Source organism: Nocardia sp. NPDC004722 (assembly GCF_053601505.1).
Map to the genome: position 1 here is coordinate 1 of NZ_JBSGBY010000290.1, position 10445 is coordinate 10445.

The 10445-nt window shown below is 67.7% G+C and carries 11 protein-coding genes; 1 reads left to right on the forward strand and 10 read right to left on the reverse strand.

Annotation, left to right across the window (positions count from 1 at the left end; all coding sequences use genetic code 11):
- The 10 genes from ACWELQ_RS25755 to uvrC all read right to left on the reverse strand — a co-directional run.
- On the reverse strand, positions 1-205 hold a 205-nt coding region (locus tag ACWELQ_RS25755; protein ID WP_452399617.1), incomplete at its 3' end, for an FAD-dependent oxidoreductase.
- 20 nt (positions 206-225) lie between these two features.
- Complete coding sequence (locus tag ACWELQ_RS25760) at positions 226-816, reverse strand: TetR/AcrR family transcriptional regulator (protein WP_452399618.1); 591 nt, start codon at positions 814-816, stop codon at positions 226-228.
- 82 nt (positions 817-898) lie between these two features.
- Positions 899-1321 (reverse strand): nitroreductase family deazaflavin-dependent oxidoreductase, encoded by a 423-nt coding sequence (locus tag ACWELQ_RS25765; RefSeq protein ID WP_452399619.1) that lies wholly within the window; start codon positions 1319-1321, stop codon positions 899-901.
- A 72-nt stretch (positions 1322-1393) separates the two neighbouring features.
- Positions 1394-2179 carry a triose-phosphate isomerase gene (gene tpiA, locus ACWELQ_RS25770; RefSeq protein WP_157387535.1) on the reverse strand — a complete coding sequence of 262 codons (786 nt, stop codon included), beginning with the start codon at positions 2177-2179 and terminating at the stop codon, positions 1394-1396.
- Between the two features lie 3 nt (positions 2180-2182).
- On the reverse strand, positions 2183-3394 hold the full coding sequence (locus tag ACWELQ_RS25775; protein WP_452399620.1) for a phosphoglycerate kinase: 1212 nt from the start codon (positions 3392-3394) through the stop codon (positions 2183-2185).
- Between the two features lie 6 nt (positions 3395-3400).
- On the reverse strand, positions 3401-4417 hold the full coding sequence (gene gap / locus ACWELQ_RS25780) for a type I glyceraldehyde-3-phosphate dehydrogenase (protein ID WP_452399621.1): 1017 nt from the start codon (positions 4415-4417) through the stop codon (positions 3401-3403).
- A gap of 212 nt (positions 4418-4629) precedes the next feature.
- Positions 4630-5613 (reverse strand): DNA-binding protein WhiA, encoded by a 984-nt coding sequence (gene whiA, locus ACWELQ_RS25785; protein WP_120736392.1) that lies wholly within the window; start codon positions 5611-5613, stop codon positions 4630-4632.
- Positions 5604-6662, reverse strand: a complete 1059-nt coding sequence (locus ACWELQ_RS25790; RefSeq protein WP_452399622.1) for a gluconeogenesis factor YvcK family protein — start codon at positions 6660-6662, stop codon at positions 5604-5606. Before ACWELQ_RS25790 ends, whiA begins: the two co-directional genes overlap by 10 nt.
- Positions 6659-7639, reverse strand: coding sequence for an RNase adapter RapZ (gene rapZ, locus ACWELQ_RS25795; RefSeq protein ID WP_452399623.1), 981 nt, complete (start codon positions 7637-7639; stop codon positions 6659-6661). The genes ACWELQ_RS25790 and rapZ overlap by 4 nt, the downstream gene beginning before the upstream one ends.
- Before the next feature lie 237 nt (positions 7640-7876).
- Positions 7877-9919, reverse strand: a complete 2043-nt coding sequence (gene uvrC, locus ACWELQ_RS25800) for an excinuclease ABC subunit UvrC (RefSeq protein WP_452399624.1) — start codon at positions 9917-9919, stop codon at positions 7877-7879.
- Positions 9920-10029: 110 nt separating this feature from the next.
- Here uvrC and ACWELQ_RS25805 point away from each other — a divergent pair, with 110 nt between their 5' ends.
- Entirely contained in the window at positions 10030-10191 is a 162-nt protein-coding gene (locus ACWELQ_RS25805) for a hypothetical protein (protein WP_452399625.1), read from the forward strand.
- Positions 10192-10445: the final 254 nt, after the last annotated feature.

Sequence of the window (10445 nt, forward strand, 5' to 3'; positions counted from 1 at the left end):
GCGCTTCACGGCGCAGCACCGAGTTGCCCGGAATCCATACGCCGCCACCGGATCTGGCGGTGGATCCGCCCCAGCGCGACGCCTTCTCGACGATGACCGCCGACAGTCCGTGATGGGCGGCCGTCAGCGCCGCGGCCATCCCTGCCGCCCCCGATCCCACGACGATCAGATCGAACGTCTCGGCGGTTTCCTTGTCGTCCAGCATGTTTCCTCGATCTCCGTTGTTCAGTTGTCTCGCCAGCGCTCGCCCGCGACGGCGTCGAGGGCGCCCTCGACGCACACCGCCAGCGACATCTCCGGATGCCCGGTATTGCGAAGCCATTGCAGATAGCCGAATTCCGCGGCCGCGAGCATCAGATGCACCAACAGCCCCGGCGTGCTGTCGGCCCCGGGATCCCGCCCCATCCGGGCAGCCACCAGCTCGACGAGCCGCTCGCGATGCTCGGCGCTGATCAGCGCCACCCGCTCCAGCAGATGCGGGGCGGTCGCGAACGCCGCCCGCCACTGCTCGAGCTCGGCCGCCGCCAGCGTGGTGGACCGATCCAGAATCGCCTGCGCGAGAGCCACATCCGCGGCTTCGGCGGCATCGCGCTCCTCGAGCAGCGCGGCGATCCCCGCCCCGCCCTCCCGCACGGGGTCCAGCAGCAAGTCCTCCTTGCTGCGGACGTGCCGGAAGTACGTACTGGCCGAGACCCCCGCCGCCGCCGCGATCTGCTCGGTGGTGACTTCGGCAAAACCCTTGTCCGCGAACAGCTCATAGGCCGCGCGTTGAATCTCGTCCCGAACCTGCCTGCGCTGCCGCTCCCGCAATGACATGCGCCCTCCTTCTGTTGCAGACAGTTTCTCCCTATGTGAGAGTTACTGTCAAGAAGGAGGGCGGTGTCAGATTGTGGTGTATTTACGAACGGCGCAAGGCCAGGACGGGGATGGTGCGAATGCCCGCGGTCTTCTCCGCATAACCCGCGAAACCCGGGTAGCGCTCGGCCTGGGTGTCGTAGATGCGATCCCGGTCGGCGCCGGTGACCTCGGAGACGGCGACCGGGAAGGTCTCGGTGCCCACCTCGACGTCCGCCTTTCCCGCGTCGGTGAGGTTGTAGTACCAGGCGGGGTTGTTCGGTGCGCCCGCCGCGGAGGCGAAGATGTAGAGCAGGTTCGGGTCCTGGTCGTCGGCCTGGTACATCAGCGGGGTGACGCCCTGCTTGCCCGACTTTCGGCCGCGGTGGTGGACCAGGATCATGGGAGCGCCCTCGAAGGGGCCGCCGACCCGGCCTTCATTGGCCCGGAACTCATTGATGATGGAGGTATTCCAGTCGTCGCTCATGATCGCCATTCTGCCGAAAAGGGCCGGGCATCCCGTGGATGCCCGGCCCTTTCGTTACGACAACGGAAACCGCTACGGCAGCGGACCGCCCGCGGCGATCGCCGACAGGGTGGCGAATTCGTCGCCCTTGAGCGACGCACCGCCCACGAGCGCGCCGTCGATATCGGTCTGGCCGACCAGCTCGCCGACGTTCTTGGCGTTCACCGAACCGCCGTAGAGCACGCGGACGCCCGCGGCCACTTCGGGATTCGCCAGCTCGGCGAGCTCCTTGCGGATCGCGCCGCAGACTTCCTGCGCGTCGGCCGGGGTGGCGACCTTGCCGGTGCCGATGGCCCAGACCGGCTCGTAGGCGATGACGACCTTGGAGATCTCCTCGGCGGTCAGGCCCTTGAGCGAACCGCGCAGCTGCTCGAGGTTGTAGGCGACATGGGTCTGGGTCTCACGCACACCCAGGCCCTCACCGATGCAGACGATCGGCGTGATGCCGTACTTGAGCGCCTGCTTGGTCTTGGCCAGCACGGTCGCGTCGTCCTCGTTGTGGTACTGACGACGCTCCGAGTGGCCGACCACGACGAACGAGCAGCCCAGCTTCGCGAGCATGGAACCGCTGATCTCACCGGTGTAGGCGCCCTCGTCGTGGGTGGACACGTCCTGCGCACCGTAGGTGATCAGGAGACGGTCACCCTCGACCAGCGTCTGCACGCTGCGCAGGTCCACGAACGGCGGGATCACCGTCACGTCGACCTTGTCGAAGTACTTCTCCGGCAACGCGAACGCGATCTTCTGCACCAGAGCGATGGCCTCGAGGTGATTGAGGTTCATCTTCCAGTTGCCGGCGATCAAAGGCTTACGTGCCATGGCTCAGTCCTCCAGAACCGAAAGGCCAGGAAGTTCCTTGCCCTCCAGGTATTCCAGCGACGCGCCGCCACCGGTGGAGATGTGCGAGAAACCGTCGTCGGGCAGACCCAGGGTGCGCACGGCCGCGGCCGAGTCACCGCCGCCGACCACCGTGAACGCGCCCTTGGACGTGGCGACCGAGATGGCCTCGGCGACACCGCGGGTACCGGCCGAGAACTTCTCGAACTCGAACACGCCCATCGGGCCGTTCCAGAACACCGTCTTGGCCTCGGTCAGCAGCGCCGCGAAACGCTTGGTCGACTCCGGACCGATGTCCAGACCCATCCAGCCGTCGGGAATCTCGTTGGCGTCCACCGTCTTCGACTCCGCGTCGGCGGCGAACTTGTCCGCGACGACGATGTCCACCGGCAGGTGGATGACGTCGGCGTACTTGTCCAGCAGCCCCTTGCAGGTCTCGATCATCTCTTCTTGCAACAGCGAGGTGCCCACCGAAAGGCCCTGTGCCGCAAGGAAGGTGAAGCACATGCCGCCGCCGATGACCAGCGTGTCGACCTTCGGCGCGAGCGCCTCGATGACCGCGAGCTTGTCGGAGACCTTCGAACCGCCCAGCACGACCGCGTACGGCCGCTCGGTGTCGGTGGTGAGCTTGCGCAGCACCTCGGTCTCGGCCGCGACCAGGTTGCCCGCGTAGTGCGGCAGCAGCTTGGCGACGTCGTAGACCGACGCCTGCTTGCGGTGCACCACACCGAAGCCGTCGGACACGAAAGCGCCGTCGTCGCCGACGAGTTCGACCAGGGCCTTGGCCAGCTTGGTCCGCTCGGCGTCGTCCTTGCTGGTCTCGCGGGCGTCGAAACGCACGTTCTCGAGCAGCATCACGTCGCCGTCGGTGAGGCCCTCCGAGCGCGACAGCGCGTCGTAGCCGACCACGTCACCGGCCAGCTGGACATTGCGGCCCAGCTCCTCGGCCAGTCGCGCGGCGACGGGTGCGAGGGAGAACTTCGGATCCGGCTCACCCTTGGGGCGGCCCAGATGCGCGGTCACGACGACCTTGGCACCGGCCTCGGCCAAAGCCTTGATGGTCGGCGCGGACGCGATGATGCGGCCCGGGTCGGTGATGACGCCGTTGTCGAGGGGAACGTTCAGGTCGGAGCGCACGAGCACGCCCCGACCCTCGACACCCTCGTTCAGCAGATCCTGGAGTGTCTTGATCGTCATCGGCGCTTAGAGGGACTTGCCGACGAGGCCGATGAGGTCGGCGAGGCGGTTGGAGTAGCCCCACTCGTTGTCGTACCAGGAGGCGACCTTGACCTGGTTGTCGATGACCTGGGTCAGCGGCGCGTCGTAGATCGACGAGTGCGGGTCGGTCACGATGTCGGAGGAGACGATCGGGTCGACGTTGTACTTCAGGATGCCCTTCATCGGGCCGTCCGCGGCGGCCTTCATGGCGGCGTTGACCTCGTCGACGGAGGCGGCCTTGCGCAGGTCCACGGTCAGGTCGGTGAGCGAGCCGGTCGGGACCGGCACGCGCAGCGCGTAACCGTTGAGCTTGCCGAGCAGCTCGGGCAGCACCAGGCCGATGGCCTTCGCGGCGCCGGTGCCGGTGGGCACGATGTTCAGCGCGGCGGCGCGGGCGCGACGCAGATCCTTGTGCGGCGCGTCCTGCAGGTTCTGGTCCTGGGTGTAGGCGTGGACCGTGGTCATCAGGCCACGCTCGATGCCGAAGGAGTCGTTGAGCACCTTGGCGATCGGGCCCAGGCAGTTGGTGGTGCACGAGGCGTTGGAGATGATGTTCTGCGAGCCGTCGTACTTGTCGTCGTTGACGCCCATCACGATGGTGATGTCCTCATCGGTGGCGGGCGCGGAGATGATGACCTTCTTGGCGCCGGCGGCGAGGTGGCCCTTGGCCTTCGCGGCGGAGGTGAAGATGCCGGTGGACTCGACGACCACGTCGACACCCAGGTCGCCCCACGGCAGGGCCGACGGGCCTTCCTTGATCTCGAGGGCGCGGATGCGCTGATCGCCGACCACGATGTAGTCGCCGTCCAGGGAGACGTCCTGCGGCAGGCGGCCGAGGATCGAGTCGTACTTCAGCAGAGTGGCAAGGGTCTTGTTGTCGGTCAGGTCGTTGACCGCCACGATCTCGATGTCAGTGGTGCCGAGGGCCTTCTGCGCCTCGACGGCGCGGAAGAAGTTGCGCCCGATGCGGCCGAAGCCGTTGATCCCTACCCGGACAGTCACGTGTTCGCTCCTCAGCTTTGCGGATCGTTTCCGTTGCGGTGTTAACCCTAGCGCTGTAACGGATACATCACGGACACACCCCCGCCACGGTGAACTACGGAACGTTCACTTTCGTCACATATGCCGGAAGCGCCGCGACCACAAGGGTTGCGACGCTTCCGAACGGAATCAGTAGGCGCTGTCTATCACTTCACCCGAGCCGGGTGCGTGATTCACGCCTCTTCGAGCAGCTCTGCGGTGACAGCGCTTTCGGTGTCGGGCACGCCGAGTTCCTTGGCACGCCGGTCCGCCATCGACAGCAGTCGCCGAATCCGGCCCGCCACAGCGTCTTTCGTCATCGGCGGATCGGCCAGCTGGCCGAGTTCCTCCAGTGACGCCTGCCGGTGCAGCACGCGCAGCTTGCCCGCGGCCGCCAAGTGGTCGGGCACATCGTCGGACAGTATTTCCAAGGCCCGCTCGACCCGTGCCGCCGCCGCAACCGCCGCCCGCGCCGAACGACGCAGGTTCGCGTCGTCGAAGTTGGCCAGCCGGTTGGCCGTCGCCCGGACCTCGCGGCGCATGCGCCGCTCCTCCCAGGTGAGCCGGGTGTCCTGCGCACCCATGCGGGTGAGCAGCGCGCCGATGGCCTCACCGTCGCGCACCACCACGCGATCGGTGCCGCGCACCTCCCGCGCCTTGGCCGAGATGCCCATGCGCCGGGCGGCACCCACGAGGGCCAGGGCGGCCTCGGGTCCCGGGCAGCTCACCTCGAGCGCGGAGGAGCGACCGGGTTCGGTCAGCGAGCCGTGCGCGAGAAACGCTCCGCGCCAAGCGGCTTCGGCGTCCCCGATGCTGCCGCCGACCACCTGCGCGGGCAAGCCGCGCACGGGACGCCCGCGCACATCGAGTAAACCGGTCTGGCGCGCCAGCGCCTCGCCCTCCTTGGAAACTCGCACCACATACCGGGAGGTTTTCCGGAGTCCGCCCGCGCCTAGGACATGCACGTCCGAGCCATAGCCGTACAGCTCGAAGATTTCCCGGCGCAGCCGGCGCGCGATGGAACCCATGTCCACCTCGGCCTCGACGATCACGCGACCGCCGACGATGTGCAATCCACCGGCGAACCGCAGTAGCGCGGACAGTTCCGCCTTGCGCGAACTCACCTGTGATACAGAGAGTCGGCTCAGCTCGTCCTTCACTTCCGCTGTCATCGCCACGAGACGCGCTCCTTTCCACCCAACCCGGACCGCACGCGTTGGCCCATATGCCGTCCTTCGATTCGAAGCCCTGCCAATTCCGGCCGAGGTTGCCGGATCACCTGATCCAGTGCGGCGGCAAGCTTTCCGGGGTGGTGCCGGTCCGTCCCCGCCTCGGCGACATCAGCGAAGGTTACTCGTGCACGCAGCTGTTCGGCAGCTCTTGCCAGATGTTCGCGTTCCCTACCCTCGGGTACGGAACCCGAGTCGACCAAAACGTGGTCGACTGTGAAATCCGGTGCGTGCTGGGACAATACATGCAGGTGCCGCTCCGCGGAGAATCCGGCCGTTTCGCCCGGTTCGGCAGCGAGGTTGAGCACCAGCACTTTCCGCGCCCGCGTATGCAACAGCGCTTCGTGCAATTCGGGCACCAGCACGTGCGGGATGACGCTCGTGAACCAGCTACCGGGGCCCAGCACCACCACATCGGCGTGCTCGATCGCCGAGGTCGCCTCCGGGCAGGCGGGCGGATCCGAGGGGATCAGCCGCACCCGGCGCACCTTGCCCGGCGTCGTCGCCACCGCAACCTGGCCGCGAATACAGCGGCTCACCCGCGGATCACCTTCCAGCCCCGACACATCCGCCTCGATGGTCAGCGCGATGGGCGACATGGGTAGCACCCGGCCGGTGATGCGCAGAATCTTCCCGGCCTCGTCGAGGGCGGCGACCGGATCGCCCAGCTCCTCGGTGAGACCGGCCAGAATCAGATTGCCGACCGAATGCCCGGCCAGCGCGCCGGTGCCGCCGAAGCGGTGTTGCAAGGTTCGCGCCCAGATGCCGTCGGCCTCTTCGGCCAAGGCCGCCAAGGCCATTCGCAGATCGCCCGGCGGCAGCATGCCGAGCTCGGACCGTAGCCGCCCCGACGAGCCGCCGTCGTCGGCCACGGTCACCACCGCGGTGATCTTGCGCGTCAGCCGCCGGATGGCGGTCAGCGTCGAGTACAGGCCGTGGCCGCCACCGAGCGCCACGATGGCCGGATTGGTGGTCCGGCCGGAATCGCTCTCACTCATTCCCGCCCCAGATCCCGATGAACCACGCGCACCACGTCACCCGACTCGTTGTCGGCCAAGGCGTCTCCCAACGCCTCCGAAATCGCCACACTGCGGTGCTTGCCGCCGGTGCAGCCCACTGCCACGGTCATGTATCGCTTCCCCTCTTGCCGGTAGCCCTCGGTCGTCAGGTCGACGAGATGCCGCGCGGTGCCCAGATAGTCCTGGGCGCCCGGTTGCGACAACACATAGTCGCTGACGGGGGCGTCCTGTCCGGTCTTTTCGCGGAGTTCCGGAATCCAGTGCGGATTCGGCAGGAATCGCAGATCGAACACCATGTCGGCGTCGAGCGGGACCCCGTATTTGAAACCGAACGATTGAACGGTCAGCTGCAGCACGGTGGCGGCGTCGCCGCCGTAGACCTCCTCGAGCTTGCGGTGCAGCTGGTGGATCGACAGCTCGGTGGTATCGATGACCACGTCGGCTGCCGTCTTCACCGGGGACAGTCGCCGCCGCTCCGCGGCGATGCCGGCGGTCAGGGTGCCGTCGGCGCTGTCACTCTGCAGTGGATGCCGCCGCCGGGCGAAACCGAAACGGCGGATCAGCACGTCGTCGGAGGCTTCCAGGAACAGGATGCGGGTGCGCACACCCGCGGCCCGTAGCTGTTCGCCCACCGCCGCGAGATTTCCGGTGAAGAAGCGGTTGCGCACGTCCATGACGAGCGCGAGTTTGCGGATGGGCGGTTCGGCGCCGCTGCCGAGTTCGACCATGCGCCCGATCAATTCGGGCGGGAGGTTGTCGGCCACGTAGTAGCCGAGGTCCTCGAGCACCTTGGCGGCGGTGCCGCGACCCGCACCGGACAGGCCGGTCACGATCACGACCTCCACCGGTGTCGATTCGGATGCCGACCGTCCGCGCCGGGCCGTCGGCTGGGGCTCACCTGTCTGGGATGTCTTGCTGTTTTCGGCCGTATGGGTACTGGCTTCGACGCGCGTCATGTCCTACCGGTTCGTGTCTGAGGTTCCCTCGATCATCCTGCACCGATGCCCGGAAACGCGGCAGGCGCACGAAGGGAGCGAGACCTAGCTGTGATTTCCGCTCCCGACCAGCACACGCGGCGTGTCGCAAATTTCCCGATCGGCGTGTCGCACTCTACCCGGTGCGTCCCGGTTCGACGCGCCACGGCGCGCGGACATCACGCCACTCCGGCGAATGCCGTCGGGATCACACCGTCGCTACCGCGCGTTCTGTTCTGCCTGCTGCGGATCGAGCTCTGCCTGCTGCGGATTGAGCGCCGTCAGTACCGCTTTGGCGGTGGCCACCCCGATGCCCGGGACCTCGGTGATCTGCTCCACCGTAGCCTGCTTGAGCTTGGCGACCGATCCGAAATGCTGGACCAGCGCGGTCTTGCGGGCCGCGCCCAGACCCGGCACCGAGTCCAGCGCCGAGGCGGTCATCCGCCGCGAGCGCTTGGAGCGATGGAAGGTGATGGCGAAGCGGTGCGCCTCGTCGCGCACACGCTGCAGCAGGTAGAGAGCCTCGCTGGTGCGCGGCATGATCACCGGGTCGGGCTCGTTGGGCACCCACACCTCTTCCAGGCGCTTGGCCAGTCCGATGACCGCGACATCGGTGATGCCGAGTTCGTCGAGTACCTCGGCGGCGGCGTTGACCTGCGGCGCGCCGCCGTCGACCACGTAGAGATTGGGCGGGTAGGAGAAGCGGCGTGGCCGCCCGGTCTTCGGATCGATCCCCGGCGGCAGGCCGGATTCGGCTGCGTCCGAATCGGATTCGAGTTCGGCGGCCTCGGCGGCGTCCAGATCCCGGCGCAGTTTGCCGAAGCGCCGCCGGGTCACCTCCGCGATGCTGCCGACGTCGTCGGAGCGGCCGTCCCCGGCGGCCTCCTTGATGCCGTAGTGCCGGTACTCGGATTTGCGGGCCAGCCCGTCCTCGAAGACGACCAGCGAGGCCACCACGTCGGTGCCCTGTACGTGCGAAATGTCCACACATTCGATGCGCAGCGGGGCGCTGTCGAGATCCAGGGCGTCCTGCAGCTCCTGTAGCGCGGCCGAGCGCGCGGTCAGGTCCCCGGCTCGCTTGAGCTTGTGCTGCTGCAGGGCCTCCTGGGCATTGCGCTGCACGGTCTCGGCGAGCGCCTTCTTGTCCCCGCGTTGCGGGACCCGCAGCTGCACGGCCGAGCCGCGCAGCCCCGAGAGCCAATCCTGTACCTGCCCATGGTCTTCGGGCAGCGCCGGGACCAGCACCTCGCGCGGGACCACCGCGCCGGGCTGGGTGTCGCCGCTCTGCGCGGCGACCGCGGTCTGCTCGCCGTAGAACTGGGTGAGGAACTGCTCGACCAGCACCGGCAGCTCGCCGCCCGCGCCCACCGCGTCGATGGCGTCGCCGGACTTGTCGACCACCCAGCCGCGCTGCCCGCGCACCCGCCCGTCGCGGACGTGGAAGATCTGCACCGCCACCTCGAGCTCGTCGATGGCGAAGTCGATGACATCGGCGTCGGTGCCGCTGCCCAGCACCACGGCCTGCTTCTCCAGCGCGCGTTTGAGGGCCTGCACGTCGTCGCGCAGCCGGGCGGCCATCTCGAAGTCGAGATCGTCGGCGGCCTCGTGCATGCGGCGCTCGAGCTGTTTGACCAGGCGGTCGGTCTTACCGGCGAGGAAGTCGCAGAAGTCCTCCACGATCTGCCGGTGCTCGCCCGCGCTCACCCGGCCGATGCAGGGCGCGGAGCACTTGTCGATATAGCCGAGCAGGCACGGACGCCCGATCTGGCTGTGCCGCTTGAAGACTCCCGCCGAACAGGTGCGCACCGGGAAGACGCGCAGCAGCAGATCCAGGGTTTCGCGAATGGCCCAGGCGTGGGCGTAGGGGCCGAAGTAGCGGACGCCCTTCTTGCGCGCGCCCCGGTAGACGAAGACCCGCGGGTACTCCTCGTCGAGGCTGACCGCCAGCACCGGATATGACTTGTCGTCGCGGTAGCGGACATTGAAGCGCGGATCGAATTCCTTGATCCAGTTGTATTCCAGCTGTAGCGCTTCCACCTCGGTGGACACCACGGTCCACTCGACGCCGGCCGCCGTGGTCACCATCTGCCGGGTGCGCGGGTGCAGCCCGGCGACGTCCGCGAAGTACGAGTTCAGGCGGCTGCGCAGGCTTTTCGCCTTGCCGACGTAGATGACCTGCCCGAACTTGTCCCGGAACTTGTAGACGCCGGGTTCGACGGGAATGGTGCCCGGAGCGGGCCGGTAGGTCGCGGGATCTGCCACCCGTCCAGGGTAGTCAGTACCCCTGACAGGTAACGCGGGGCTCCGGTCGGCCATCCGCGACGGCCGCGGCGACGAAGTATCCCCAAGATCAGTTCAGAGAGGGGAACGCCATGACCGGTCTGCGCACGCGCCGCCGCTCACTCGCCATCGCCGGGGCCCTGTGCCTGGCCGCCGCCGCGCTGGTGGCGGTCTCCATGCCCGCCGCCGCCGACGCCGGTCCGATGCGCCTGCACCGGAACTACTTCCAGCTCGAACCGGCCGTCCTGATCTGACGATCAGCCCACGGAATGGCACGGGGTGCACCTCCACATCGCGGGCAATTCCGCGCGGCATGCCAGTTCTGGTCCGCGCGTCGTCGTGGACGCGCCACGCCGGTCGCCGATCTGCGCGAGTTTCGACGGTCCGGCCGTACTCGCGGTCAGTATGGTCCGAACTGTTTCGATTGATCTGTCCGTATACGAGGGAGCTTGTTCGATGACCAATCATCACCATCTCCACCCGCGTCGCCGGTCGCTCGCGTTCGGTT

Excerpts from the sequence above, each read along its gene's own strand:
- ACWELQ_RS25765 (WP_452399619.1), bottom strand. The coding sequence starts at position 1,321 with ATGAGCGACGACTGGAATACCTCCATCATCAATGAGTTCCGGGCCAAT.
- ACWELQ_RS25805 (WP_452399625.1), top strand. The coding sequence starts at position 10,030 with ATGACCGGTCTGCGCACGCGCCGCCGCTCACTCGCCATCGCCGGGGCC.
- ACWELQ_RS25790 (WP_452399622.1), bottom strand. The coding sequence starts at position 6,662 with ATGAGTGAGAGCGATTCCGGCCGGACCACCAATCCGGCCATCGTGGCG.
- ACWELQ_RS25760 (WP_452399618.1), bottom strand. The coding sequence starts at position 816 with ATGTCATTGCGGGAGCGGCAGCGCAGGCAGGTTCGGGACGAGATTCAA.
- tpiA (WP_157387535.1), bottom strand. The coding sequence starts at position 2,179 with ATGGCACGTAAGCCTTTGATCGCCGGCAACTGGAAGATGAACCTCAAT.
- rapZ (WP_452399623.1), bottom strand. The coding sequence starts at position 7,639 with ATGACGCGCGTCGAAGCCAGTACCCATACGGCCGAAAACAGCAAGACA.
- ACWELQ_RS25775 (WP_452399620.1), bottom strand. The coding sequence starts at position 3,394 with ATGACGATCAAGACACTCCAGGATCTGCTGAACGAGGGTGTCGAGGGT.